General features: G+C 73.4%; 22 protein-coding genes. 12 read left to right on the plus strand and 10 right to left on the minus strand.

Going from position 1 to position 24,607, the window contains the following annotated elements:
• On the plus strand, positions 1-384 hold a 384-nt coding region (locus ASF20_RS25040), incomplete at its 5' end, for a protein kinase (protein ID WP_244476463.1).
• A gap of 132 nt (positions 385-516) precedes the next feature.
• Positions 517-879 carry a hypothetical protein gene (locus tag ASF20_RS16825; protein WP_056211846.1) on the plus strand — a complete coding sequence of 121 codons (363 nt, stop codon included), beginning with the start codon at positions 517-519 and terminating at the stop codon, positions 877-879.
• Between the two features lie 240 nt (positions 880-1,119).
• Here the strand turns inward: ASF20_RS16825 and ASF20_RS16830 are convergent, their stop codons facing one another.
• Positions 1,120-2,241, minus strand: a complete 1,122-nt coding sequence (locus tag ASF20_RS16830) for an aldo/keto reductase (RefSeq protein ID WP_056276003.1) — start codon at positions 2,239-2,241, stop codon at positions 1,120-1,122.
• Between the two features lie 96 nt (positions 2,242-2,337).
• Here ASF20_RS16830 and ASF20_RS16835 point away from each other — a divergent pair, with 96 nt between their 5' ends.
• Positions 2,338-3,231 (plus strand): LysR family transcriptional regulator, encoded by an 894-nt coding sequence (locus ASF20_RS16835; protein ID WP_056276006.1) that lies wholly within the window; start codon positions 2,338-2,340, stop codon positions 3,229-3,231.
• Between the two features lie 188 nt (positions 3,232-3,419).
• On the opposite strand, the gene ASF20_RS16840 is transcribed toward ASF20_RS16835, so the two are convergent.
• Together ASF20_RS16840 and ASF20_RS16845 are read right to left on the minus strand one after the other, a co-directional pair.
• Positions 3,420-4,190, minus strand: a complete 771-nt coding sequence (locus ASF20_RS16840; protein WP_056276009.1) for a glucose 1-dehydrogenase — start codon at positions 4,188-4,190, stop codon at positions 3,420-3,422.
• Between the two features lie 112 nt (positions 4,191-4,302).
• On the minus strand, positions 4,303-5,934 hold the full coding sequence (locus tag ASF20_RS16845; protein WP_056276013.1) for an alpha-D-glucose phosphate-specific phosphoglucomutase: 1,632 nt from the start codon (positions 5,932-5,934) through the stop codon (positions 4,303-4,305).
• 547 nt (positions 5,935-6,481) lie between these two features.
• On the opposite strand from ASF20_RS16845, the gene ASF20_RS16850 reads away from it, so the two are divergent.
• The 3 genes from ASF20_RS16850 to ASF20_RS16860 all read left to right on the plus strand — a co-directional run bounded on the left by ASF20_RS16850 (position 6,482) and on the right by ASF20_RS16860 (position 13,043).
• Positions 6,482-7,975 carry a DUF2252 domain-containing protein gene (locus ASF20_RS16850; protein ID WP_082501407.1) on the plus strand — a complete coding sequence of 498 codons (1,494 nt, stop codon included), beginning with the start codon at positions 6,482-6,484 and terminating at the stop codon, positions 7,973-7,975.
• A gap of 173 nt (positions 7,976-8,148) precedes the next feature.
• On the plus strand, positions 8,149-11,682 hold the full coding sequence (locus ASF20_RS16855) for a DEAD/DEAH box helicase (RefSeq protein ID WP_244476464.1): 3,534 nt from the start codon (positions 8,149-8,151) through the stop codon (positions 11,680-11,682).
• Between the two features lie 125 nt (positions 11,683-11,807).
• Positions 11,808-13,043, plus strand: a complete 1,236-nt coding sequence (locus tag ASF20_RS16860; RefSeq protein WP_056276016.1) for an oxalate decarboxylase family bicupin — start codon at positions 11,808-11,810, stop codon at positions 13,041-13,043.
• A gap of 6 nt (positions 13,044-13,049) precedes the next feature.
• Here the strand turns inward: ASF20_RS16860 and ASF20_RS16865 are convergent, their stop codons facing one another.
• From ASF20_RS16865 to ASF20_RS16895, 7 genes are all read right to left on the minus strand, one after another.
• Complete coding sequence (locus tag ASF20_RS16865; RefSeq protein WP_056211775.1) at positions 13,050-14,030, minus strand: sulfonate ABC transporter substrate-binding protein; 981 nt, start codon at positions 14,028-14,030, stop codon at positions 13,050-13,052.
• Between the two features lie 332 nt (positions 14,031-14,362).
• The gene (gene ssuD / locus ASF20_RS16870) at positions 14,363-15,526 is read right to left on the minus strand and encodes an FMNH2-dependent alkanesulfonate monooxygenase (RefSeq protein WP_056276019.1); all 1,164 of its coding nucleotides are present in this window, start codon (positions 15,524-15,526) and stop codon (positions 14,363-14,365) included.
• A gap of 31 nt (positions 15,527-15,557) precedes the next feature.
• Positions 15,558-16,400 (minus strand): ATP-binding cassette domain-containing protein, encoded by an 843-nt coding sequence (locus tag ASF20_RS16875; protein ID WP_056276022.1) that lies wholly within the window; start codon positions 16,398-16,400, stop codon positions 15,558-15,560.
• Between the two features lie 54 nt (positions 16,401-16,454).
• Positions 16,455-17,237 (minus strand): aliphatic sulfonate ABC transporter permease SsuC, encoded by a 783-nt coding sequence (ssuC, locus tag ASF20_RS16880; protein ID WP_056211769.1) that lies wholly within the window; start codon positions 17,235-17,237, stop codon positions 16,455-16,457.
• 7 nt (positions 17,238-17,244) lie between these two features.
• Positions 17,245-18,201 (minus strand): aliphatic sulfonate ABC transporter substrate-binding protein, encoded by a 957-nt coding sequence (locus ASF20_RS16885; RefSeq protein ID WP_056276026.1) that lies wholly within the window; start codon positions 18,199-18,201, stop codon positions 17,245-17,247.
• 13 nt (positions 18,202-18,214) lie between these two features.
• On the minus strand, positions 18,215-18,805 hold the full coding sequence (msuE, locus tag ASF20_RS16890) for an FMN reductase (protein ID WP_056211764.1): 591 nt from the start codon (positions 18,803-18,805) through the stop codon (positions 18,215-18,217).
• Positions 18,806-19,155: 350 nt separating this feature from the next.
• On the minus strand, positions 19,156-20,256 hold the full coding sequence (locus tag ASF20_RS16895) for an HD domain-containing phosphohydrolase (protein ID WP_244472689.1): 1,101 nt from the start codon (positions 20,254-20,256) through the stop codon (positions 19,156-19,158).
• Between the two features lie 446 nt (positions 20,257-20,702).
• Here ASF20_RS16895 and ASF20_RS16900 point away from each other — a divergent pair, with 446 nt between their 5' ends.
• The 6 genes from ASF20_RS16900 to ASF20_RS16925 all read left to right on the plus strand — a co-directional run bounded on the left by ASF20_RS16900 (position 20,703) and on the right by ASF20_RS16925 (position 24,599).
• Positions 20,703-21,011, plus strand: a complete 309-nt coding sequence (locus ASF20_RS16900; RefSeq protein WP_056381971.1) for a DUF2293 domain-containing protein — start codon at positions 20,703-20,705, stop codon at positions 21,009-21,011.
• A 132-nt stretch (positions 21,012-21,143) separates the two neighbouring features.
• On the plus strand, positions 21,144-21,353 hold the full coding sequence (locus tag ASF20_RS16905; RefSeq protein WP_055948660.1) for a TOBE domain-containing protein: 210 nt from the start codon (positions 21,144-21,146) through the stop codon (positions 21,351-21,353).
• Between the two features lie 5 nt (positions 21,354-21,358).
• A complete protein-coding gene (locus ASF20_RS16910; RefSeq protein ID WP_056276029.1) occupies positions 21,359-21,907 on the plus strand; it encodes a hypothetical protein in 549 nt (182 codons plus the stop codon).
• A gap of 119 nt (positions 21,908-22,026) precedes the next feature.
• Positions 22,027-22,953, plus strand: a complete 927-nt coding sequence (gene mepA, locus ASF20_RS16915; RefSeq protein ID WP_056276032.1) for a penicillin-insensitive murein endopeptidase — start codon at positions 22,027-22,029, stop codon at positions 22,951-22,953.
• Positions 22,954-23,013: 60 nt separating this feature from the next.
• Complete coding sequence (locus ASF20_RS16920) at positions 23,014-23,904, plus strand: aldose 1-epimerase family protein (RefSeq protein ID WP_056276034.1); 891 nt, start codon at positions 23,014-23,016, stop codon at positions 23,902-23,904.
• Positions 23,901-24,599 carry a TenA family protein gene (locus ASF20_RS16925; protein ID WP_056276037.1) on the plus strand — a complete coding sequence of 233 codons (699 nt, stop codon included), beginning with the start codon at positions 23,901-23,903 and terminating at the stop codon, positions 24,597-24,599. Before ASF20_RS16920 ends, ASF20_RS16925 begins: the two co-directional genes overlap by 4 nt.
• Positions 24,600-24,607: the final 8 nt, after the last annotated feature.

Consider the following 24,607-nt stretch of genomic DNA (forward strand, 5'->3'; position numbering starts at 1 on the left):
GCCCTGACGCCGGCGGCGGCCCTGCGCATCGCCGGCGCCGCCGCGGAGGCCTGCGCCCATCTCCACGCCCGCGGCATCCTGCACGGCGACCTCTACGGCCACAACATCCTGTGGGACGGCACGGACGGCGCCGCCGTCGTCAGCGATTTCGGCGCCGCCTCGACCCTGCCCGCGGGGCCGGCCGGCGCGGCCCTGCGCCGGATCGAGATGCGGGCCTGGGGGCTGCTCCTGGGCGAGCTCCTCACCCTGGCGCGCCTCGATTCCGGCCCCTGGCGCGACCTGGAACGGGCCTGCACGGGGCCCGACATCGCGGCGCGCCCGGACTTTTCGGATCTCCTCGCCCTTCTGCCGGCCGCGACGACGGGGGCCGGCCGCGACGACTGATGTGCGGAAAGCACAGGCGCCGCCCGGCGCAAGTCCCGGCGGGCCGAACCCGCGCCCCGGCCCGAAGCGGCCCCGATTTCGTCACGGTGGCCCGCCAGGGACCGCAGCCGGAATCAAGGGATGACGGGGATCATGAAGGCATTTACTTCCGCGTTGCTGCTCCTCGGCGCCCTCGCGGCCCCGCAGGCCGCGATGGCCGCGAGCAAGACCACGGTGGGCGTCGGCACCGGCGCGGTGGCGGGCGCCCTGGTGGGCGGACCGGTGGGGGCGGTCGTGGGCGGCATCGTCGGCGGCTATATCGGCGCCACCGCCGAGAGCCCCCGCCCGCGCCGCCGCCGGGTGCGCGCCGCCCGGCGGGCCGCGGTCGCCCCGCCCAAGCTGCGGGTGGCCGAGGAGCGTGCCGCGCCGGTCCGCCCCGCCGCCCCGGCCGCCACCGGCAGCCTCGCCCCGGTCACCACCGCCCCCGCCGCGACCACCTGGCAGAACCCGCGCTAGCGGTTGTCCGGGATTCGGGGAAACCGGTTCTCCCGAAAAGACCAACGACCGGACAGGACTCGAGGGTCTGTCGGGTTCAGGATGAGCCTGACAGTCCCTCGAGGGACGGCCTTCGAGGCCCGGGACGCGCCCCGGCCGACCGTCCGCTCTTGGGGCGCACCGCCATGACGTCGGACATTGGCCGTCCGATCGAGCGGTGCTCGCTCAGGGCGCGGGAGCGTGGGCGGGACGGGATGGGCCTCAGGCCGCCTCGCCCGAGGCCTGAACCCGCGCGCCGCCGAACACGACCGCCTGCCGCAACGGCGCTCGCGACAGGCCGTAGATCAGGCGTGGCTCCGCCGGCGCGCTGACCGCCTCCAACGCGGCGCGATGCTCCGCGGCGAGCACGACATCGAGCGCCGCGATGTTGTCGGCCACCTGCGCCGGTCGGCTCACGCCCATCAGCGTCGCGGTCACACCCGGTCGCCCCATCACCCAGGCGAGCGCCACGCGCGCCGGCGATTGCCCGATGGCCTCCGCCACCCGGCGCACCGCTTCGACGATGGTCCAGTTGCGCGGCGTGAACAGGCTGTCGCCGAACGGATTGGCCCCATCGAGCCGCTTGTCGCCGGCGGGACGCGCCTCGCCCGACGCCGCCGCATCCCTCGGCAGGCCGCCCGCGCGGGGTCCGGCCGCTTCCACCGTCGCGCGGTCGTACGTGCCGCTCAGCAGCCCGTAGGCGAGCGGCGACCACGGCACCACGCCCAGGCCGAATGCGGCGGCGAGCGGGATGTGCTCGTCCTCCACGTCCCGGTTCACGAGGGCGTAGAAGTACTGCAGGGCGATCGGCCCCGGCAGCCCGCGTCGTGCGGCCAGCGTCGCGAGCGTGGCAACGTACCAGGCGGGCGTGTTCGACACGCCCCAATAGCGAACCTTCCCGGCGCGCACGAGACCGGCCATCGTCTCCAGCAACTCCTCGGCCGGCGTGACCCCGTCCCACACATGCACCCAGTAGAGGTCGACGTAGTCGGTTCGCAGACGGCGCAGCGAGCCTTCCAGCGCCGCGTGGACGTGCTTGGCACCGTTGCCGCCCGCATGCGGACCGTTGCCCGTCGCGAACCCCGACTTGGTCGAGAGGACGATCCCGTCCCGCATGCCGGACGCGCGGATGAAGCGCCCGAGCATCGCCTCGCCCTCGCCCCCGGCATACACGTCGGCCGTGTCCACGAAGTTGCCGCCCCGCTCCCGATAGGCGTCGAACACGGCGCGGCTGCCGGCCTCGTCCAGCCCCCAGCGCGCCGTCCCGAAGGTCATGGTGCCGAGCGCGAGGGGACTGACCGCCAGGCCGGAGCGGCCGAGCGTACGGTAATGCGTGAGGTCCATTGTTGCATATCCTTGCAGCTATCACCCAGGATAAGGCCACCGGCCCAGGGGGATTAGCCGGATTCATCGGCAAGGGTCTGTGAGTGGAATTCAGCAATGCGACGAGGCACACTCGATGATCTCGCGGCCTTCGCGGCGGTCGCGCGCACCTGCAGCTTCACGCGTGCGGCGGCGGAACTCGGCCTGTCGCCCTCGGCGCTCAGCCACGCCGTCCGCGGGCTGGAGGAACGGCTCGGGGTTCGGCTGCTGGCGCGCACCACGCGCAGCGTCGCGCCGACGCCGGCGGGCGAGCGGCTCGTGCGGTCGCTGGCCCCGGCGCTGGCGGAGATCGAAGGCGGCCTTGCAGCCCTCGCCGACTGGCGCGGTGCGCCGTCCGGTGCGCTCCGGCTGACGACCTTCTCCTCGGCCGCACGCCGCGTGCTCGAGCCAACCCTGCCGCGCTTCCTCCTCGACCATCCGGCCGTCTCGGTCGAGGTCGTCATCGACGATCGCCTGGCCGACATCGTCGCGGACCGGTTCGACGCCGGCATCCGCTTCGGCGAGTCGGTGGAGCGGGACATGGTGGCGGTGCGGCTGGGGCCGGACCTGCGCACGGTGGTGGTCGGCACGCCCGCCTATTTCGCGCGCCATCCGCGGCCCGAGACGCCGGCCGACCTGGACGCGCACAACTGCGTCAACTACCGGCTGGTCGGCGGCGGGGGATTGCTGCCGTGGGAGTTCGCGCGCGACGGCCAGGAGGTGCGCGTGCGGGCCAAGGGGCAGCTCATCGTCAACGATGCGGACCTGTCGGGGGCCGCGGTGCGGGCCGGGGCCGGGCTCGGCTACATGCTGGAGGAGGACGTGGCCGCCGACATCGCGGCGGGCCGCCTCGTGCAGGTTCTGGCGGACTGGTGCACGCCCTTCCCCGGCTACCACCTCTACCATCCGAGCCGGCAGGCGACGCCGACGCTTCGCGCCCTGATCGACGCCCTGCGTCGGCCCGAAGCCTGACCGGCCGGGGTCCGGCGCGACGCGGGTGTCCTCGCGACCGCTTCGTCGCGATCTCGCCACAGGGCGCTCCGCCGGCCTTCCGGCCGCCGGAGCGCGGGGCGGGCCGACGAGGTCCGGCCCGACCCGGACCGGACCGGGCGTCAGGCGCCGCCCACCCGGGCGGCCGCCCCGCGGCCCCCGTCACCCCCTCAGGCGCCGCCCCACTGCATGGTCAGGCCGCCGTCGACCACCAGGGTGTGGCCGGTGACGTAGTCGGCATCGTCCGAGGCGAGGTAGAGGATCGCCTTGGCGATCTCGTCGGGCTGGCCGGCCCGGTGCCACGGGATGCGCTCCAGGGACTGGGCGAACTTGTCCGGGTTCTCGAAGCGGTCGGCGGTCATCGGCGTCTCGATCAGGCCGGGCGCCACGTTGTTGACGTTGATCCGATCCTCGGCGAGCTCCCGCGCCAGGCTGCGGCACAGCGAGCCGACGCCCGCCTTCGACATGCCGTAGGGGGCACTCTCCGGGGTGGGCAGGTGCTGGGCCACCGAGGAGACGATGACGATCTTGCCGCGCCCGCCCTGGGCCCGGCGGACCTTGATGAAGGCCCGGGCGCAGAAGACCGGGGCCATCAGGTTGACGCGCAGGATCTGCTCGAGCTTGCCGTCGTCCATCTCGGCCACCGGCATGCCGCTCATCGCCTGGCCGGCATTGTTCACCAGGATGTCGAGCACGCCGAGATCCTGCGCGACCCGCGCGAAGGTCGCCGCCACCGAGGCCGGATCGCCGACATCGTTCTGGATCACGAGGCAGCGGCGGCCCGCCGCCTCGACCCGGCGCGCGGTCTCGCGGGCACCGTCCGCGTCGGTGTTGTAGGTGATCGCCACGTCGGCGCCCTGGCGGGCGAACAGCTCGGCCGTCGCCTGTCCGATTCCCGAATCCGCGCCCGTGATCAGCGCGCGTTTGCCTTCCAGCGTCATGTGAGCCCGTCTCCTCGCACCGTTCGAATCGATGCGGGGACAAGGGACCGGCGCCCGGCCCTGTTCCGGGCCGCGACGCCGGATCACGGGCGCCCGTGCGGGCGTGCGCCCCTCAGGTGACGACGCTCGGCGCGGCGCGGCCGGTGAGCGCGGCGATGTCGGCCAGCGCGTTGGCCACCGCCACCACCGGGGCCAGCACCTCCGCCACCGGCAATTCGAGCCGGTCTGGGGCGGCTTCGTAGCGCTCGATATAGACCCGCAGGGTCGCCCCCGCCGTGCCGGTGCCGGAGAGGCGGTAGACCACCCGGGCGTCCTCCGCGAAGGTGACGCGCACGCCCTGCTGCTCGGTGACGGAGCCGTCGACGGGATCGACGTAGCGGAAGTCGTCCGCCGCCGCGACGGTGAGGCCGCCGAGCTTGCTGCCCGGCAGCGTGGCGAGCTTGGCCCGCAGGCCCTCCATCAGGCCCTTGGCGGCCCCGGCGTCGATCTCCTCGTAATCGTGTCGGGTGTAGTAGTCGCGCCCGAACGCGGCCCAGTGCCCCCGCACGACGTCCTGGGCCGGCTTGCCCGTGACCGCCAGGATGTTCAGCCAGATCAGCACGGCCCAGAGCCCGTCCTTCTCGCGGACGTGGTTCGAGCCGGTGCCGGCGCTCTCCTCGCCGCAGAGGGTGATGAGGCCGGCATCGAGCAGGTTGCCGAAGAACTTCCAGCCGGTGGGGGTCTCGTAGGCCGCGATGCCGAGCGACGCCGCCACCCGATCCAGAGCCCGACTCGTCGGCATCGAGCGGGCGACGCCCGCGAGCCCCTGAGCGTAGCCGGGGGCGAGGTGGGCGTGGGCGGCCAGGATCGCCAGGCTGTCGCTCGGGGTCACGAACAGGCCGGGGGCCACGATCATGTTGCGGTCGCCGTCGCCGTCCGAGGCCGCGCCGAGGTTCGGCGCGTCGGCGCTCAGCATCAGCGCGTAGAGGTCGTGGGCGTGGACCGGGTTCGGGTCCGGGTGGTGGCCGCCGAAATCCTCCCGCGGCGTGCCGTTGAGGACGGTGCCCGGCTCGGCGCCGAACACGCCCTCCAGGATGGCGTGGGCGTAGGGGCCGGTGACCGCGCTCATGGCGTCGAAGCGCATGCGGAAGCCGCCGGCGAACAGGCGCGTGATCGCGTCGAAGTCGATGAGTTCGCGCATCAGCGCGAGGTAGTCGGCGACGGGGTCGATCACCGCGACGGTCATGTCGCCGATCCGGGTCTCGCCGATCGTGTCGAGGTCGAGGTCGGGCCCGGCGACGATCCGGTATTCGGTCAGCGCCTTGGTGCGCGCGTGGATCGCCGCCGTGACGCTTTCGGGGGCCGGGCCGCCATTGGCGGTGTTGAACTTGATGCCGAAATCACCCTCGGGGCCACCCGGGTTGTGGCTCGCCGACAGGATGATGCCGCCGATGGCGCCGTGCTTGCGGATGACGCAGGAGGCGGCCGGGGTCGAGAGCAGGCCGCCCTGGCCCACCAGCACGCGGGCGAAGCCGTTGGCGGCGGCGATCCTCAGGGTGGTCTGCACCACCTGGCGGTTCAGGAAGCGCCCGTCGCCGCCGAGCACCAGGGTGGCGCCCGCCCGATCGGGAATGCAGTCGACGATCGCCTGGACGAAGTTCTCGACGTAATGCGCCTGCTGGAAGACCGGCACCTTCTTGCGCAGGCCGGACGTGCCCGGCTTCTGGTCGTCGTAGGGCGTCGTCGGGACGGTCGTTGCGGACATCGTTCAAGCACTCCTGAATCGCCGCGCTCAAGAACGCGGTTTGCCGCTGCGGGTCAATCGGCGCCGGCCCGCAGGGGAGCCGGCCTTCGGGGCAAGCTTCGCGCCGATGGGGGGGCGACCACGCACGCTTCGGACAGCGTCGCGGACGGGGATGGTCTTCAGAGAGCGATGACAACGCCAGCGTTCCCGAAGCACATCCGCCTTGCCGCGTCGCGGATTCCATGCTTCCTGGATCTCGGCCAGGTGGGTGAGTGTCGAGCCAGGATCCCCGCAAGGATTCGTACGTCCGGTTCAAATCCGGACCCCGGCCTCCATCCTGAACGACCAGCCCCCTCGCGGCGCGTCTTCGAGGTTCGCCCTCCCCCCCAAGGGCGGACGACCGGGCCTGAACGCCGGCCGCCGCAACGCCCCTTGCCGACGTCGCCTTTCGCAGCCGCGTCCCGACGCTGCGCGCCGGGATGAATCCCGGTCCTGAGACGTGTTGCCCTGGGAACGATCCCAAACGGTCAAGATTTGTCCTTCACGAATTCGCGTGTGAGGACCGTGCATGGAATGCCCCCAGGATGTCAGCCTGCGCGCTGACGGGTCGAGCGCGACCGAGGTCCGCCCGGAGGCTGACGACATCCTGCTGGCGCCCCTCGCCGACATCCCGCGCATCAACCTGCGCGAGGCGGGCGAGCCCTGGGACAAGCGTCGCCACGCCGGCAAGGCCCTGCGCGAGGCGGTGCCGCACGCCGCCCACGCGGCCTGGACGCCGCCCGCCCACCGGCCCGACCCCGTCGCGCTGATCGAGGCGGCGCATGAGGGGCGCCAGGCGCACCTCATCCCGCTCCGGGTCGCCCGCATGGCGAGCTCGCCCTTCGCCTTCCTGCGCGGGGCCGCCCACGTCATGGCCTGGGACCTCGCCCACACCCCGCGCAGCGGCATCGCGGTGGTGATGAACGGCGACGCGCACCTGGCCAATTTCGGCCTGTTCGGCACGCCCCAGCGCGACATCGTCCTCGACCTCAACGACTTCGACGAGGTCACGATCGGCCCCTGGGAATGGGACCTGAAGCGCCTCGCCGCCAGCATCGAGGTGGCGGCGCGCACCGACGGGGTCGCCAAGGCCGAGCGCCGCGAGGCCGCCCTCGCGGCGGTGGCGGGCTACCAGCACACCATGACCGAGCTGGCGCCGCAGGGACCCCTCGACGTCTGGCACCAGGCGGCCCGGGCCGACCAGCTCGACTTCGCCGGGCTCACCATCGACACCCATTCCGAGGCGGTCATCGCCAAGGCGGTGGAGAAGGCGCGCAAGAAGCACAACAAGAGCCTGCTCGCCCGGGTCGGCGAGCGCCGCACCGACGGCGGCTGGCGCTTCAAGGCGGCCCCCCCGATCCTCACGAGCGTCGATGCCGAGACCCGCGAGGCGGTGATCGGCGGGCTGGAGCACTATGCCGAGACCCTGCCGCGCGAGCGCCGGTTCATGCTCAGCCGCTACCACGTGGTGGACGTCGCCCACCGGGTCGTCGGGGTCGGCAGCGTCGGCACCCGCGCCTACGTGGCGCTCCTGTGCGGGAATTCCGACCAGGACGTCCTCTTCCTCCAGGTCAAGGAGGCGGTGACGCCGGCCCATGCCCCCTACCTCGCGGGCATGCCGGACGCCTACGGCGACCACGAGGGCGAGCGGGTGATCTACGGCCAGCGCCTGCTCCAGGCGGTAGGCGACCCGCTGCTGGGCTGGACCACCATCGAGGGCCGGCCGTTCTACGTGCGCCAGATGAAGAACATGAAGGGCGACATCCCCGTGGCCGGCCTCACCGGCCAGCCGCTGATCTACTTCTCCTGGGCCTACGGCGCCCTGCTGGCGCGGGCGCATGCCCGCACCGGGGATGCGGCGGCAATCGCGGGCTATTGCGGCCGCGACCGCCAGTGCGACCTGCGCGAGGCCCTGGCCGACTGGGCCCTGGCCTACGGCGACCAGAACGAGGCCGACTTCGCCGCCTTCCAGGCCGCCATCGCGCAGGGCCGCCTGGAGGCGGCGCCCGACCCGGAGATGTGATCCACAGGCCTGCGACAAACTGGGGACGGCGGGCGAAAGAACGGAGCCCGGACCCTCCGGCCGCGTTTCCCGAGTCCTCTCCTCGAGCCGGGCAGCGCACACCCCAGATGGCAAAACGCAGGACCGCGTCGTCTTCCGCTTCGACCGCGACGGCCGAGGGATCGGCCGAGCAAATGGCCGGGGGATCGGCCAAGGAACCGGGCAAGGAAACGGCCAAGAAAACGGTCGAGCGGCCGACCAAGACGTCGCCCCAGGGGCCGCGTGCCAAGGCGGCGCCGAAACCCGCCTCCCGCAAGGCCTCGGGGACACCGGCCGAGACGGTTTCCGACGCCGCATCCGGCAAGGGGGCCGGCAAGGAATCTGGGAAGGGGACCGGTGCGGGCCGTCCGGCCGCGGCGCCGGCGCAGGCCGCCCCGGCCGGCCCCGAGATCGTGGCGCCCCTGGTGCCCACCGGTGCCCTGGCGGTCGCCCTCCTGGACCTGACGCGGACCGGCAAGCCCCTGATCCACATGGCCCGCGAGAGCCACCGGCTCGACGTCATCGCCAAGATCCTGCGCGCCCTGTCGCCCGAGCGCAGCGTCGCGATCTACCCCGAATGGGACTGCCTGCCCTACGACAGGGCGTCGCCCTCGCGCGGGGTGATGGGCGCGCGCACCGGCGTGCTGCGCTGGCTCACCGACACCGCGGCCCTGCCCGACATCGTCCTCACCACCGCCCCCGCCCTGATCCAGCGCGTGCCCCCGGCCGAGACCTGGGCACAGGCGCGCCTGGAGGTCCGGGTCGGCGACGCCCTCGATCCCTCCGCCGTCTCCGCCTTCCTGCAGCGGCTGGGCTACATCCTCGACGACCGGGTCGACGAGCCCGGCGAGGTCGCGGTCTGGGGCCGGACCGTGGACGTCTTCCCGGCCGCCGCCGACCGCCCCTGCCGCATCGAGTACGAGGAGGGCCGGGTCACCGCGATCCGCTCCTACGATCCGGTCTCGCAGCGCTCGCTGGCCGATGCCGACCTGCTCGTCATCGACCCCGCCACGGAGATCCTCCTGCCCGAGGGCTCGGAGAGCCGGCTCGCGCCCTTCACCGGCCAGGAACACGGCCTCGCCCGGTTCTACCCGTCCCTCGTCACGGTCCTCGATCAGGTGCCCGACGCGCGCCTCGTGGTCGAGGACGGAGCGGAGGAGCGGGCACAGGCCTTCTTCGAGCAGATCGACGAGGGCCGCGAGGCCGCGGCCCGGTCCCGGCGCGGCGGGGCCGAGGATGGCGGCCTCTATCTCAGCCCCGCGGATTGGGCGGCCCAGCTCGCGGCGCGCCGGGTCGCCGAGGCCGAGGCGGAGGGCGCCGAGGATCTCACCATGCCGGCCTTCGTGCGCAAGGCCCGGCCGAACACGGCCCTGGCCGAGACCCTGCGCGAGCGCCTGAAGGCGGGCGACCGCATCCTCCTCACGGGACCGGCCGAGCCCCTGGCGCGCCTCGTCCGCATCGCCGAACGGGCGCTGGGCCGCAAGGCCCGGACGGTCCGGGCCTGGGCCGAGGCCGTCGCGGCCAAGCCCGGCGCGCTCCTCAGCCTGGAGGCCCCGATCGAGGCGGGCTTCCGGGTGCCCGGCGAGGGGGTGGCGGTGGTCGCCGCCGCCGACCTCTTCGGCGCCCGTGCCGCCACCGTGGCGGCCGGGGGCCCGAGCGCCATCCTGCCCATCGGCGAGGTCGAGCTGCGCATCGGCGACGTCGCCGTGGACCGCGACAACGGGCTCTGCGTGTTCGAGGGCCTGGAGGCGGTGAGCACCGGCGAGGGCGGGAGCGAGGACGCCCTGCGCCTGCGCTTTGCCGGCGACGGCATCCTGATGGTGCCGGTCTCGCAGGCCGACCGGATCTGGCGCTACGGCTCCGAGGTGGAGGCCGTGACCCTCGACAAGCTGGAGGGCGGAAGCTGGGGACGCCGCCGCCTCGAGGCGGAGGCCTGCATGGCCCGGGCCGCCCGGGTGATGCTGGCGGACGCCGAGAAGCGCCGGACGATCCGGGCACCGGTCCTGGTGCCCCGGGAGCGCGAGATGGAGCGCTTCGCCGCCGGCTTCGGCTTCGCCCTGACCGCCGACCAGGCGGCGGCGGTGAGCGGCGTGATGGCGGACCTGGCCTCCGGCCGGCCGATGGACCGCCTCGTCTGCGGCGATGTCGGCTTCGGCAAGACCGAGGTCGCCCTGCGAGCCGCCGCCGCGGCGGTGTTCGCCGGCAAGCAGGTGGCGATCGTCGCCCCGACCACGGTGCTGGCGCGCCAGCACGTGCAGACCTTCACCCGGCGCTTCGCCCGCTTCGGCCTCGAGGTCGCCCACCTCTCCCGCCTCGTCTCGGCCGCGGAGGCCAAGCGGGTGAAGGCGGGGCTGGCCGACGGCACGATCCGCCTCGTGGTCGGCACGCACTGCCTCGCGGCCAAGGGCGTGGGCTTCGCCGATCTCGGCCTGATGGTCATCGACGAGGAGCAGCGCTTCGGCGCCAAGATCAAGCAGGGGCTGCGGGAGGCGGCGGGGGACGGCCACGTGCTCACGCTCACCGCGACCCCGATCCCCCGCACCCTGCAGAGCGCGCTGGTGGGACTCCAGAGCCTCAGCGTCATCGCCACGCCGCCCTCCGTGCGCCAGCCCATCCGCACCGTGATCGGGCCCTTCGAGGACGAGGCGATGCGGGACGCCCTCACGCGCGAGCACCGGCGCGGCGGCCAGAGCTTCGTGGTCTGCCCGCGCATCGAGGACATCGCCCCCATGGCGGCGCGCCTCGCCAAGCTGGTGCCGGACCTGCAGACCCGGGTGGCCCACGGCGGGCTCAACGCCGCCGAGATGGACGACGTGATGGTGCGCTTCGCCGACGGCGAGGGCGACGTGCTGCTCGCCACCAGCATCATCGAGAGCGGGCTCGACGTGCCGCGCGCCAACACCATGCTGGTCTGGGATGCCGAGCGCTTCGGCCTGTCGCAGCTGCACCAGCTGCGCGGCCGGGTCGGGCGCGGCCAGCGCCGCGGCGTGGTCTACCTGCTGAGCCGCCCCGACCGGCCGCTGACGCCCGCCACGGAAAAGCGCCTGAGGACGCTGGAGGCCCTCGACCGCCTGGGCGCGGGCTTCGCCATCAGCGCCCGGGACCTCGACCTGCGCGGGGCGGGCGACCTCGTCGGCGAGAACCAGGCCGGCCACGTCAAGCTCATCGGGCTCGGGCTCTACCAGCACCTGCTGCACCTGGCCCTGCGCGCCGCCAAGGGCGAGCCCGCCGAGGACTGGAACCCGGAGATCCGGCTGGGCCTGTCGGGCGCCGTGCCGGCCGACTACGTGCCCGAGCCGGAGGTGCGGCTCAGCCTCTACACCCGCACCCTGCGCCTCGCGAACCCGGAGGAGGTGGAGGCCCTGCGCAGCGAGGTGGTCGACCGCTTCGGCCCGCCGCCCGCCGCCTTCGAGGACCTGATCGCCCTGGCCCGGCTCCGGGTCGGCTGCCTCGGGCTCGGCATCCACCGCCTCAGCGGCGGACCGCAGGGGCTGGCCGCCGACCTGCGGCCGAACGCGCCGCCCCTGCCGGTGCCCGCCCACGCCCATATCGTGCGCAAAGACAACCGGGTGCTCCTGCGCCAGGGCAGCGACGACCCGGCGACGCGCGGGCGCCTCGCCGCCGCCTTCCTGGAGCGCCTGGCGGCGCAGGGCGAGCGCCCGGCGCCCGCCCTCGCGGCGGCGGCCTGACGGGCCGCCGCACGAGGCCGTGAGGCACGGAACGGCCGGCGGCGGGGCCGATTGACGAGGGCGTGGGGGCGCCCAGCGGCGCTCCCGGACGCCAGACGCGACCCGATGCCCGAGACCCGCTGCCCATGACCGACCTGTCCCGCCGAAGCCTCCTGGCCGCCACCGCCGCCGGGGGCTCCCTCCTCACCGTGGCCGGCGCGCAGGCTCAGCCCGCGCCCCCCGGGGCGCAGAGCCCGATCCGGGGCAAGGACGGCGCCTCGATCCTGGGGCCCCGCAACCCGGCCCGGGAGGCGCAGGACCCCTTCACCCTGCGCCCGCCCCGGACCGACCACGGCACGATGCCGAACCTGAAATGGTCCTTCGCCGACAGCCACATGCGCCTCGAGGAGGGGGGCTGGGCCCGGCAGACGACGATCCGCGAACTGCCGGTGTCGAAGGCGATGGCGGGGGTGAACATGCGGCTCGGCGCCGGGGTGGTGCGCGAGATGCATTGGCACAAGGAGGCCGAGTGGGCCTACATGCTGAAGGGCCGGGCCCGGATCACCGCGGTGGACGCGCAGGGGCGGACCTTCGCGGACGACGTCGGCGCGGGCGACCTCTGGTACTTCCCCTCGGGCATCCCGCATTCGATCCAGGGCCTGTCCGCCGACGGTGTCGACGGCTGCGAGTTCCTGCTGGTCTTCGACGATGGCGGGTTCTCGGAGGATTCCACCTTCCTCCTGACCGACTGGATGGCGCATACGCCGAGGGACATCCTGGCCAAGAATTTCGGCCTGCCGGAGAGCGCCTTCGCGGGCGTGCCGGAGAAGGAACTCTACATCTTCCCGGGGCCGATGCCCGGCCCCCTCGACGCGGACCGGATGGGCGGCAGCGGCCCGGTGCCGGAGCCCTTCAGCCACCGGATGCTGGCCCAGGCCCCCCTCAGCCTGCCGGGCGGCACCGTGCGCATCACCGATTCCTCGGTGTTCAAGGCCTCGAAGACCATCGCGGCCGCCCTGGTGGAGCTGGAGCCCGGAGCCATCCGCGAGCTGCACTGGCACCCGAACGGCGACGAGTGGCAGTTCTACATCGCGGGCCAGGGCCGCATGACGGTGTTCGGCTCGGAATCGAAGGCCCGCACCTTCGACTACCAGGCCGGCGACGTCGGCTACGTCCCCTTCGCCATGGGCCACTACATCGAGAACACCGGCCCGACGCCCCTGACCTTCCTGGAGATGTTCCGCAGCCCGACCTACGCGGACATCTCCCTGCGCCAGTGGCTCGCCCTCACCCCGCACGCCCTGGTGGCGGCGCACACCCACCTCAATCCGGCGGATCTCGACCGCCTGCCGGCGGTCAAGGCGCCGGTGCTGCCGGGCTGAGCCGCCTCAACTCCCGGGCTTCCTCACCGCCGCGGCGACGTCCACGGGCTTCGGCAGCAGGCCGAGGCGGTGGAAGGTGTCGGCGACCCGCTGCTGGTCGGCGGTGGTCTCGGCGTTCAGCGGCGTGACCCCGTAGGTGAGGCGGCGCAGGGCCACCGTGAGAATCGGCGCCGGGATGCCGACGGAGGGGGCGAGTTCGGCCGCCACCGCGTCGGTGTTGTCCTTGGCCCAGGCGTCGATCGCGCCGATGGCGGCGAGCGTCGCGTCGAGGGCCGGGCCGTGCGCGGCGGCGAAGGCGCGGGTCGAGAGGTAGAACTGGCGGTTCGGCACGAGGCCGGTGCCGTCGGCGAGGATGCGACCGCCGGTGCTGCGCTCGCCCGAGGCGAGGTAGGGGTCCCAGATCGCCCAGGCGTCCACGGCGCCCCGCGCGAAGGCGGCGGCCCCGTCGGCCGGCGCCAGGAAGGTCGGCGTCACCGCCTCGTAGGGCACCCCCGCCTGCTCCAGGGCCCGGACCAGGAAGTAATGGACGTTCGAGCCCTTGTTCAGGGCGATCTTCTTGCCGCGCAGGTCCGCGACCGTGCGGATCGGGCCGTCCTGGGCCACCAGGATCGCCTCGCCCTTGGGGGCTGCGGGCTCGTGGCCGACATAGAGCAGGTCCGGGTTGGCGGCCTGGGCGAAGATCGGGGGGGCCTCGCCGGCCGAGCCGAGATCGACGGCCCCGGCATTCAGCGCCTCCATCAGGGGCGGCCCCGAGGGGAACTCGGCCCAGGTGACGCGGTAGCCGAGCGGCTTCAGGCGCTGCTCCAGCAGGCCCTTGCCCTTGAGCAGCACCAGGGTGCCGTATTTCTGGTAGCCGATGCGGATCACCTTCTCGTCCGCGCGGGCGTGCAGGACGCCGAAGGTCAGCACGGCCAGGGCGGCGAGCAGGATCCCGGCGCGGCGGGTGCCGTCGGAGCGGAGCGCGAGCGCGCGGGTGGCGGCGGGCATGGGACTGTCCTTTGGGCTGGGGGTGGGGTGGAGCGCCGGGAAGGCTCTCTTCCCGCCTGCGGCGACCGGATTTCCACCTGTCGGCACGACGCGGCCCTCCTCCCCCTCGTGGGGAGGAGTGGGAGGTGGGGGTGGCTCCGCCAGCCTCGGCCGGCTGAGGGTCACCCGCCCCCCACTCCTCACCTCTCCCACAAGGGGGAGAGGGACGCGCCAAGCTTGCAGAGGCGGATGCGTGAATACGGTAGCCGCCTGCGGGGCGAGGAGCGCGGACACCGCGTCGTGCCCGCGATGAGCGGCGGCGACGCCGAGGAGGCGCCTTCGACGTCAGCGCCTCAATGGGCCGCGATGCGCCGGCTCGGGACGATGTCGTTGGCGATGACCTCGCCGAACGGGCCGTTGTTGCGGGCGTTCGTGGGCGCGACGCCGGTGGTGGCGCGCAAGGGCAGCTTGGGGAAGACCAGCTCGGCGAAGCGGTAGGCCTCCTCCAGGTGCGGGTAGCCCGACAGGATGAAGCGGTCGATCCCGAGGTCGATGTACTCCTTCATCCGGTCGGCGACCTGATCGGCCGAGCCGACCAGGGCGGTGCCGGCGCCGCCGCGCACCAGGCCGACGCCGGCCCAGAGGTTCGGCGAGACCTCGAGCTTGGTGCGGTCGCCCCCGTGCAGGGCCATCATCCGGCTCTGGCCGACGGAATCCTGGCGCTTCAGAGTGGCCTGCGCCTTGGCGATGGTCGCGTCGTCGAGGCGCGAGATCAGGCTCTCGGCCGCGGCCCAGGCCTCGCCCTCGGTCTCGCGCACGATGACGTGCAGGCGGATGCCGTAGGAGAAGGTTTTTCCCTTCCGGTCGGCCGCTTCGCGGGCCTTGGCGATCTTCTCGGCGACGCCCGCCGGGGGCTCGCCCCAGGTGAGGTAGACCTCGCAATGCTCGGCCGCGACCTCGATGCCGGCCGGCGACGAGCCGCCGAAGTAGAGCGGCGGATAGGGCGTCTGCACCGGCGGGAAGATCACCCGGCCCTCCTCCACCCGGAGGTGCTTGCCTGCGTAGCTGACCGTCTCGCCGGCCATCAGCCCGCGCCAGATGTGCAGGAACTCGTCCGTCACGACGTAGCGCTCGTCATGGTCGAGGAAGACGCCGTCGCCGCGCAGCTCCACCGGGTCGCCGCCCGTGACGACGTTGATGAGCAGGCGCCCGTCCGAGATCCGGTCGAGGGTCGCGGCCATGCGGGCGGCCATGGACGGCTCCTGCAGGCCGGGGCGCACGGCCACGAGGAAGCGCAGGCGCTTCGTCAGGGGCGCCAGCGCCGAGGCCACCACCCAGGAATCCTCGCAGGAGCGCCCGGTGGGCAGGAGCACGCCGTAATAGCCGAGCTCGTCCGCGGCCTGGGCGATCTGGCGCAGATAGGCGAGCGAGACGTCGCGGGCGCCCTCCTGGGCGCCGAGGTAGCGGCCGTCGCCGTGGGTCGGGAGGAACCAGAGAACGTCGGTCTGACCGGTCATGGGAAATCTTTCTTGGACGGGGAGGCGGCGCTCAGGACGGCGCGCGCTCGGACAACAGGTGGTCGAGGATGCGGCCTTCCAGGGCCGCGAGGTCGGCATCGCCCCGCCGGCGCGGGCGCGGCACGTCCACGGCGACGTCGAGGGCGATGCGGCCGGCCTCCACCACGAGGATGCGGTCGGCCATCGCCACGGCCTCGGCGACGTCGTGGGTGACGAGGATCGCGGTGAAGCCCTGCGCCCGCCAGATCCGCTCGATCATCGCCTGCATGTCGATGCGGGTCAGGGCGTCGAGGGCGCCCAGGGGCTCGTCGAGGGCGAGCAGCCCCGGGCGGCTGACGAGGGCGCGGGCGAGCGCCACCCGCTGGCGCTGGCCGCCCGACAGGGTCGCGGGCCAGTTGCCGGCCTTCTCGGAGAGGCCGACCTCGGCCAGCGCCGCCTGCGCCCTGGCGCGGCGCTCGGCCTTGCGGCCGCCCTCGCCGAGGCCCACCGCCACGTTGTCCACGACCCGGGCCCAGGGCAGCAGGCGCGGCTCCTGGAACATGATGCGCTTCGGGGGCGTGCGCACGGCGCCCGACTCGAGGGCGATGCGGCCGGTGCTCGGCTGCTCCAGGCCGAGGATCAGGCGCAGCAGGGTGCTCTTGCCGCAGCCCGAGCGCCCGACCACGGCCACGAACTGCCCGGCCGGGATGTGCAGGTCGAGGCCCTCGATCACCGTGTGACCGTCGAAGTCCTTCCGCAGGTCGCGCAGGGTGACGCCGATGCCCGTGGCGGAGGGCGGCGCGGCGCGGGCCGGCGCCTTCGGGGCGGCGACCCCACGGGGTTTCGGATCGCGGATCGGGGAATCCTCGGGGACGCGGAGGGCGGTGGCGAGCATGGGACGGACCGTCGAAGGGGAGATGAGGATTTCGGGAGGAGAGCCGCCGCCGCGTCACGCGTTCCGGTAGGCCGGGTTCCAGGCCAGGAACCGGCGCTCCAGCAGGCGGGTGACCGCGTCGGCGGCCTTGCCGAGGCCGGCATAGATCACGATCGCCAGCACCACGACGTCCACCAGCATGAACTCGCGGGCCTGCATCGCCATGTAGCCGAGTCCCGAGGAGGCCGAGATCGTCTCGGCCACGATGAGCGTCAGCCACATGATGCCCAGCGCGTAGCGCAGGCCCACGAAGATTGAGGGCAGCGCGCCGGGCAGGACCACGCGGGTGAAGAGCGTGGTGGGCGACATGCCGTAGACCCGGCCCATCTCCACGAGCTGCGGGTCCACCGAGCGGATGCCGTGCAGGGTGTTGGCGTAGACGGGGAAGAACACCCCGATCGCCACGAGGAAGAGCTTGGCCTCTTCGTCGATGCCGAACCACAGGATCACCAGGGGGATCAGCGACAGGTGCGGGATGTTGCGGATCATCTGCAGCGTCGTGTCGGTGAGGCGCTCGGACAGGCGCGACAGGCCGTTGGCGAGGCCGAGGGCGAAGCCGATGCCGCCGCCGATCAGGAAGCCGACGGCCGCCCGGGCGAAGCTGATCGAGAGGTTGGTCCAGAGCTCGCCGCTGCGCGCCGCCTCCCAGCCCGCCGCGACGACCCCCGAGGGGGCCGGCATGAACCGGGTGGAGACGAGGCCCGTCGAGGCGGCGACCTGCCAGCCGAGCAGGATCACGGCGGGCACGAGCCAGGGCGTCAGGCGCTCGAGGGTGCGGGTGGTGAGGGACGGGGTCATTCTGCGGTCAGCCCTTGCTCGCCGGGGGAGCCGGCGGCGTCCACACGGCATCGCGGACGCGGATGGGGTTGGCGATCAGGCCCAGGGCCTGGAAGCGGTCGGCCACGCGCTGCTGGCCGGCGATGACCGCCTCGGTGAGCGGCGCGATGACGTAGACGCTGCGGTCGACGGCGCGCTGCGTCGCGTCGAGGGGCACGCCGGTGCCCTTCGACAGCAGGGCGGCCACTTCCGGGCGATGCGCCTCGCACCAGGCGGCCACCTCGGCGAGAGCGCCGACCGCCGCCTGGACCACGGGGGCGTTGCCTTGCGTGAAGTCCCGGTTGCCGAGGAAGAAGTTGGTGGGCTTCTCGATCTCGGCGGCACTGGCCAGGATGCGGGTGCCGGGCTGGCGCTCGGCGATGGCGAAGTACGGGTCCCAGATCGCCCAGGCGTCCACGGCGCCCCGCGCGAAGGCCGCCGCCGCATCCGCCGGCGCCAGGGTCACGGGCTCGATGTCCGTGTAGGCCAGCCCCGCCTTCTCCAGGGCGCGGACGACGAGGTAGTGGGCGCTCGATCCCTTGGCGAAGGCGACGCGCTTGCCCTTGAGGTCGGCGAGCGTCCCGAGGGGCGACCCCTGCGGCACCAGGATCGCCTCGCCGGAGCCGCCGGCATCCTGGGCTGCGACGTACAGGAGGGAATTGCCGGCCGCCTGGGCGAAGACCGGGGGCGGCGCGCCGGTCTGGCCGAAATCGATGGCGCCGACGCCGAGGGCCTCGAGGACGGGGGGCCCGAACGAGAACTCGGTCCAGCGCACGGACACGCCCAGCGGCTTCAGCGCCCGCTCGATGGCGCCCTGCTGCTTGGCGACGACGAGGATGCCGTTCTTCTGGTAGCCGATCCGGAAGGTGCCGGCCTCCCCGGCCCGGGACGGGGCGGGCAGGCCCGCCGCCAGGGCGCCGGCGAGGAGGGTGCGTCGGGAGAGCATCGGCGGGGCGCCTTCAGCCGGCGCTGGCGAAGGCGGCGACCGGGGCCTCCGGCGCGGCGATCCGGGCGGCCCGGGCCTGGAGCAGGTCCGCGAGCTGGCTCGCGGCGTCGGCGATGCGGGCCTTCACGCCGTCGTCGACGAGGACGCCGTCGCGAAAATCCGCGTCGGAGCCGTAGACCGCGCTCGGGATGGTGTGGGCGCTGAAGAACCCGAAGAGGGGGCGTAAGGAATGCTCGACCACGAGCGCGTGGCGCGGGCCGCCGCCGGTGGCCGAGAGGATCACGGGCTTGCCCACGAGGGCGGCCGGGTCGACGAAGTCGAACAGGTGCTTGAACAGGCCCGTATAGGCGCCCTTGTAGACCGGCGAGCCGACGATGAGCGCGTCGGCGCCCTCGATGGCCTCGACGATGCGGCGGGCCGGCAGCGGCAGCAGGTCCCGCGACCAGGCGGCCCCGAGGCCCGTGCCGGCATCCACCATGTCGAACAGGCGGATCTCGGCCCGCAGGTGCGTGCCCACCGCCTCGGCGAGGGACTCGGCCAGCGCCCGGGTCTTCGAGGGGCGCTGGAGATTGGCGGTGAAGCCGACGATGCGGGGCAGCGACATAGGGTGACTTTCGTGGACGCCAAAGATCTCCAGACGTGACGGCGCCATCGCTCAAGACGAGCGCTGGCCAACTCTGGACATTCGAGAGATCTGTGCTCTGTGAACCGGGCTCTGCCACGGGTTTTCCGTGACGTCGTTCTGACGAAAACGTGCCCGTTGCACGCACGAGAATCAATGAAACGTTCTTTTGAATGCGTGCCACGGCGGAGAGGATCTCTCTGGACTGCGCGCCCCCGGGAGATGATCCCGTTCGACAGGCATTATCGTGCCGAGAATTTCATCATAGCGAGACGTTCACCGCCGGACGGCGTCGGGCCTCGTCCGCGCGGGACGGCGCCCGGGATCGCGTCTCAGACGACGGCGTCGTCGAGCACGCCCTGCAGCACGACCCGGCGGAACGCCGCCAGGAGGTCGGCATCGAGCTTGGGCACCATGCCCTGCATCAGGGCATGGGCCTCCCCGTGGGGCAGCGGATCGCGATAGGGGCGCCGCTCGGTCAGGGCCGAGTGGATGTCGCAGATGGTGACGAGGCGCACGAGATCGGGGATCGCCGCCCCCGCGAGGCCGTCGGGATAGCCGCTGCCGTCGAGCATCTCGTGGTGCGAGCGCACCACGGCGAGGGTCGCGGCGTCGAATCCGCCCTGGGCGGCGAGGAGGTCGGCGCCGACGGCCGGATGGGTGCGCATCACCGCCATCTCCTCCGCGGTGAGGCGGCCGGGCTTGTTCAGGATCGCCAGGGGGATCTTCGCCTTGCCGACATCGTGCAGGAGGGCGGCCTGGGCCAGGCGCTTCTGGTCGGCGCGGGCGAGTCGCAGGCCGGCCCCGAAGGCGGCGGCGTAGCCGGCGACGCTGAGGGAGTGCTGGTAGAGCTGCTGGTCGTGGCTCTGGATGACGTCGAGCCAGGTGCGGATGCCGGAATCGGAGACGGCTGCCAGGATCAGCTCCGTGCCGGCATCGACCCCCTCCGCGCTCACGGGACGGCCGGCCTCGGCCGCCTCGAAGGCGCCCGCCACCAGGCCGACGGCGGCCCGCGCCCGCTCGGCGATGTCCCGGACCTTCCGGATGGGGGCGGCGACGGCGCTCCGGCGGGCGGCCTGCCAGGCGTCCACGAGAGCGAAGAGGGTGGCGAGGACCGCCGTGCGGGGTGCATCCGCCGGCAGGGTGCGGGTGGCGACGGCGGCTCGGCCGCGCGCGGCGGGGGGCCGGTTGGTGAGCTCCAGGCTCGCGATCCGGGCGCCGTGGAGCCGGACGATCCAGGCGGCGGCGAGGCGCGCGTCGCCGGTGATGTCGACCACGGCGACGAGGGGCAGCACCGCCGGCAGGGCCTCGCGGGGCTCGATGCAGCGGCAGGCGAGCACGTTCTCGACGGCGCGGCAGAGCAGGGCCGCCAGTTGCGGCCTGTCCGAAACGATGAGAACGGAATTGTCCTGGGTCACGAGCGGGTCCGTCAACCTGGTGCGCGGTCCGGCTTCCGAGCCCGACCCTCAACATTTGACACGAAATCATTATCGAACAATTCACGACAAAGCATCAGGCAGTCGTGGTGCCCCCTCTACGTGGTCTCCGCGAATGAGCGACGGGTGTCAGTGCCTGAGACATCCCGTTTCGGCACAGGTCAGGCGGCGCAGGCGCGCCGAGAGCTTGTCAACCTCTCGATGCGAGCGCCGCCGGCGGGGGTCCGTGCGGGTGGATGCGCCGGCGACGACGGGCGGCACGGGAGCCGGCGCACCACGCCGCCGCCGGGCGGCGCCCCCCGCACGACGCCCCCCGCCGGGACGGCCGCGCGGCGTGTGGGCCGGCAGCCATCGGCGGTCGTGGACTTTTGCGGCGCGGTCGCGCACCTCGTGCCCGCCCGACTCGGATGCGGGCGGCGGGCGGCGATGACGGAGAACGGGCGATGAACCGGCGTGAGGCGGTGGCGGCGGCCCTGGCGCAGGCGGCGCCGCGCCTGCCCGATTTCGAGACCGAGGCGGTGATCGACCGCGCCCTGGCGAGCCCGGGCCTGCGCAACGCGCGCCCGGACAACGCGGCCTGGCTCGCCCTCGTGGCCTATGCCCGCCACGTCTTCACCGAATACGACGACCTTCTCGCGGAGGGCTACGACCGCGACAGCGCCCGCCACTTCGTCCTCGACGACCTCAACGCCGCCCTCGCCGCCTGGGGCTCGCGCCGCCGGGTTTCGGAAGAGGAGGACGAAGCCCCGTGAGCCCGATCACGGTCGCGTGGGCTCCGGTGCTGGGTTGCATCCGGACGGGTTGCACCGCGCCGGCGCGAACGGCATCGTCCCGCCGCGCCGGCCCATCCGTCCGGGCCGGGCCAAGGGGAGGGAACCCATCGTATGAAGATCAGCGCACGCAACGTCCTCAAGGGCAAGGTCGTCTCGGTCGAGAAGGGGGCCACCACGGCCCATGTGAAGATCGAGATCGCCGGCGGCCAGCTGGTCACCGCCTCGATCACCAACGAATCCGTCGACAGCCTGAAGCTGACCGTGGGCGGCGAGGCCTATGCCGTGGTGAAGTCGTCCGACGTCCTGGTGGCGGTGGATTGAGGACGATGCGCCGGCTCGCCGCGATCGCGCTCTCCGCCGCTCTCCTGGCGCCGTCCGCCGGCCGGGGGCAGGCGCAGCCCGCCGGCGAGACCGGCGCGTCGCCGCCCGCGGACCCGGCGGCCTGCACGCAGTTCGACTGGTCGCTCCTGCGCGAGCAGGCCTGGTTCTCGGCCGCGAGCCTGCCGCGGGTGGAATCCGGCGGCACCCTGCCGGCCGCGATGCCGGCCGCGATCCTCGCCCTGAAGCCGCAGGAGGCGGTCGCCCCGCCCGTCGCGCCCTCGCGGGCGCCGAAACCCGGCTCCTATGGCGGCGTGCTGCACCTCGCGGCGCCCCTGGCCCCCGGCGCCTACCAGGTCACCCTGTCGGACCGGGCCTGGATCGACGTGAGCCAGGACGACCGGACCACGCGGCCCCCGACCGCCAGCACGATGCGCCCCGGCTGCCCGATGCTCGCCAAGAGCGTGCGGTTCCAGCTCGGCACCGCGCCGATCACTCTCCTGGTCAGCGGGGCGCCCGCCGACACGATCCGGATCGCCGTGGCGCCGGTGGAATAGGGCGGCACCGCGGACCCTCGACGGGGCGATCCCCGATGGACTAGCGTGAACCGCGAACCTTCGCCTCAGACGATCCTCGGCGCCCCGCCCGGCGGGGACGCGATCCCGGGAGCCCTCCGCTGACCCTTCGCCTCCGCCTCGCGACGTTTCTGCTCCTCGGCTCCTGTCTCGGCCTGCCCGCTGCGGCCCAGGACCGGGGCAGCGTCAACCCGAAGCCCCTGCCACCGCTCGCCAACCCGGACGCGCCGGACACGCCGGCCAAAGCCCTGTTCGGCCGCGCCACCACCCCGGCCCCCGGCCCCGCCCAGGCCTACGGCTCCTATGCCAAGGGCTGCTTCTCGGGCGGCGAGGCCCTGGCCGTGGACGGGCCGACCTGGCAGGTGATGCGCCTGTCGCGCAACCGGATGTGGGGCACCCCGCCGCTGGTCGAGTTCCTGGAGCGCCTGGCCGCCAAGGCGCCCCGCATCGGCTGGAACGGCCTCCTCGTCGGCGACATGTCCCAGCCGCGCGGCGGGCCGATGCTGACCGGCCACGCCTCGCACCAGCTCGGCCTCGACGCCGACATCTGGCTGACCCCGATGCCGGACCACCGCATGAGCCGGGTCGAGCGCGAGGAGACCTCCGCCACCAACGTGGTCCGCCCCGACCGCCTCGACATCGACCCGCAGGTCTGGACCCCCGAGCACCTCAAGCTGATCCGGATGACGGCGCAGGAGCGCGAGGTGGCGCGCATCTTCGTCAACCCGGCGATCAAGAAGGCCCTGTGCCGCGAGGCCGGCGGCGACCGCGCCTGGCTCTCGAAGGTGCGGCCGATGTACGGGCACAACTACCACTATCACATCCGCCTCGCCTGTCCGGCGGGCCAGGACCAGTGCGGCGACCAGGCCCCGCCGCCCTCCGGCGACGGCTGCGGCGAGGAGCTGGCCTACTGGTTCAGCGACGCGATCATGAACCCGAAGCCCGCGACGAAGCCGCCGCGCCCGAAGCCGCCGATGACGATGGCGGCCCTTCCCGCCGCCTGCCGGGCGGTGCTGAAGGCGCGCTGAGGACCTCTCCCGCCGCCCCCCCCAACCGCGGGGGCGGCCAGCCGGACGACAGGACGAGAGATGGGCGAACGGATCACGATCACGGCCGGCGACGGCACGCAGGCGGTCATCGACGCCGACGGGGCCGAGCCCGTCTCCTGGCAGGTGAGCGGCCGCGACTATCTCTGGAGCGGCGATCCCGCCCACTGGAACCGGCACGCGCCGTGGCTCTTCCCGGTGGTCGGCGCCTCCACCGACGGCACGGTCCATGTGGGCGACGCGGCCTACCCGATGCCGCAGCACGGCTTTGCCCGCGACCTGCCCTTCACGGTGATCGAGCGGGCCGACGACAGCGTGAGCCTGCGCCTCACCGACAGCGCCGAGACGCGGGTGCACTATCCCTATGCCTTCCGCCTGGACATCACCGCCCGGGTCGGCCCCGGCCTCCTCGACCTCGAGATCTGGATCGAGAACACCGACACGGTGCCCCTGCCCTACGGGCTCGGCTTCCACCCGGCCTTCCCCTGGCCCTTCGCCGGCGGCGCCCGCGCGGCCGGGGGCGGCTACGCCGTCCGGTTCGAGCACCCGGAGCGCCCCTTCGCCCCCGAGGTCGGGGCGGGCGGCCTCCTCCTGCGCGACGAGCGGCCGATCCCCCTGGAGGGCGACACCCTGCCCCTCGATCCGGCGCTGTTCACCGAGGCCCTGGTCTTCCGGGATGCGGCGAGCAGCTGGATGCGCTTCACCGGCCCCGACGGCGCGGCGATCCGCCTGGCGGTGTCGGACTTCCCCCACCTCGCGGTCTGGACCAAGCCGACGGCCCCCTTCCTCTCGCTGGAATGCTGGACCGGCCATGCCGACTGGGACGGTTTCGCGGGCGACCTCACGGGCCGGGATTCGCAGCGCTTGCTGGCCCCGGGCGGACGGGCGCGCCACGGGGTCACCCTGTCGTTCGAGCGGGAGAGCCGGGCATGACGGAGACCGTCTTGGCCGCCACGTCCTCGGGGGAGGCTTTCTCGGGGGAGGCCTGGGCGCGCAACGCGGCGGCCTACGAGGCCATCCGCACCATGCCGTTCAACGCCGAGCTCGCCGCCGGCACCCTCGGGCAGGCGCGCTTCATCCACTACATCGTGCAGGACGCGCACTACCTCGTGGGCTTCGGCCGGGCCCTGGCGCTGGCCGCCGCCAAGGCGCCGAACCCCGACCGGATGGTGCAGTTCGCCCGGGCGGCCGAGACCGCCATCGTGGTGGAGCGCTCGCTCCACGGCGGCTTCTTCCGCGATTACGGCATCGACGCCGAGACCTTCGCGCAGACCCCGCTCTCGCCGCCCTGCGACCACTACGTCTCCTACCTCGTCGCCACCGCCTATGCGGAGCCCTACGAGGTGGTGCTCGGCGCGCTGCTGCCCTGCTTCTGGATCTATGCCGAGATCGGCCGGGACATCTTTTCCCGGGCGCGGGCCGACAATCCGTACCGCGCCTGGATCGACACCTATGCGGGCGAGGACTTCGCGCAGGCGGTCGCCGCCATGATCGCGGCCACCGACGAGGCGGCCCGGGGCGCCTCGCCGGAGGTCCGGGCCCGGATGCACCGCGCCTACACCCAGGCCACCCGCCTCGAATACCTGTTCTGGGACGGAGCCTATCGCGGAGCGGCCTGGCCGGTCTGAGGCGAGGG

Source organism: Methylobacterium sp. Leaf88 (assembly GCF_001422795.1).
Taxonomy (GTDB): Bacteria; Pseudomonadota; Alphaproteobacteria; order Rhizobiales; family Beijerinckiaceae; genus Methylobacterium.

What these genes read in the sequence shown, in the direction of transcription:
- ASF20_RS16900 (WP_056381971.1), top strand. Translation starts at nt 20,703, where the DNA reads ATGAACCGGCGTGAGGCGGTGGCGGCGGCCCTGGCGCAGGCGGCGCCG.
- ASF20_RS16865 (WP_056211775.1), bottom strand. Translation starts at nt 14,030, where the DNA reads ATGCCCGCCGCCACCCGCGCGCTCGCGCTCCGCTCCGACGGCACCCGC.
- ASF20_RS16925 (WP_056276037.1), top strand. Translation starts at nt 23,901, where the DNA reads ATGACGGAGACCGTCTTGGCCGCCACGTCCTCGGGGGAGGCTTTCTCG.
- ASF20_RS16860 (WP_056276016.1), top strand. Translation starts at nt 11,808, where the DNA reads ATGACCGACCTGTCCCGCCGAAGCCTCCTGGCCGCCACCGCCGCCGGG.
- ASF20_RS16910 (WP_056276029.1), top strand. Translation starts at nt 21,359, where the DNA reads ATGCGCCGGCTCGCCGCGATCGCGCTCTCCGCCGCTCTCCTGGCGCCG.
- ASF20_RS16840 (WP_056276009.1), bottom strand. Translation starts at nt 4,190, where the DNA reads ATGACGCTGGAAGGCAAACGCGCGCTGATCACGGGCGCGGATTCGGGA.
- ASF20_RS16855 (WP_244476464.1), top strand. Translation starts at nt 8,149, where the DNA reads ATGGCCGGGGGATCGGCCAAGGAACCGGGCAAGGAAACGGCCAAGAAA.
- ASF20_RS16875 (WP_056276022.1), bottom strand. Translation starts at nt 16,400, where the DNA reads ATGCTCGCCACCGCCCTCCGCGTCCCCGAGGATTCCCCGATCCGCGAT.
- ASF20_RS16885 (WP_056276026.1), bottom strand. Translation starts at nt 18,201, where the DNA reads ATGCTCTCCCGACGCACCCTCCTCGCCGGCGCCCTGGCGGCGGGCCTG.
- ASF20_RS16905 (WP_055948660.1), top strand. Translation starts at nt 21,144, where the DNA reads ATGAAGATCAGCGCACGCAACGTCCTCAAGGGCAAGGTCGTCTCGGTC.
- ssuD (WP_056276019.1), bottom strand. Translation starts at nt 15,526, where the DNA reads ATGACCGGTCAGACCGACGTTCTCTGGTTCCTCCCGACCCACGGCGAC.
- ASF20_RS16835 (WP_056276006.1), top strand. Translation starts at nt 2,338, where the DNA reads ATGCGACGAGGCACACTCGATGATCTCGCGGCCTTCGCGGCGGTCGCG.
- ASF20_RS16850 (WP_082501407.1), top strand. Translation starts at nt 6,482, where the DNA reads ATGGAATGCCCCCAGGATGTCAGCCTGCGCGCTGACGGGTCGAGCGCG.
- ASF20_RS16845 (WP_056276013.1), bottom strand. Translation starts at nt 5,934, where the DNA reads ATGTCCGCAACGACCGTCCCGACGACGCCCTACGACGACCAGAAGCCG.
- ssuC (WP_056211769.1), bottom strand. Translation starts at nt 17,237, where the DNA reads ATGACCCCGTCCCTCACCACCCGCACCCTCGAGCGCCTGACGCCCTGG.
- ASF20_RS16825 (WP_056211846.1), top strand. Translation starts at nt 517, where the DNA reads ATGAAGGCATTTACTTCCGCGTTGCTGCTCCTCGGCGCCCTCGCGGCC.
- ASF20_RS16920 (WP_056276034.1), top strand. Translation starts at nt 23,014, where the DNA reads ATGGGCGAACGGATCACGATCACGGCCGGCGACGGCACGCAGGCGGTC.
- msuE (WP_056211764.1), bottom strand. Translation starts at nt 18,805, where the DNA reads ATGTCGCTGCCCCGCATCGTCGGCTTCACCGCCAATCTCCAGCGCCCC.
- ASF20_RS16830 (WP_056276003.1), bottom strand. Translation starts at nt 2,241, where the DNA reads ATGGACCTCACGCATTACCGTACGCTCGGCCGCTCCGGCCTGGCGGTC.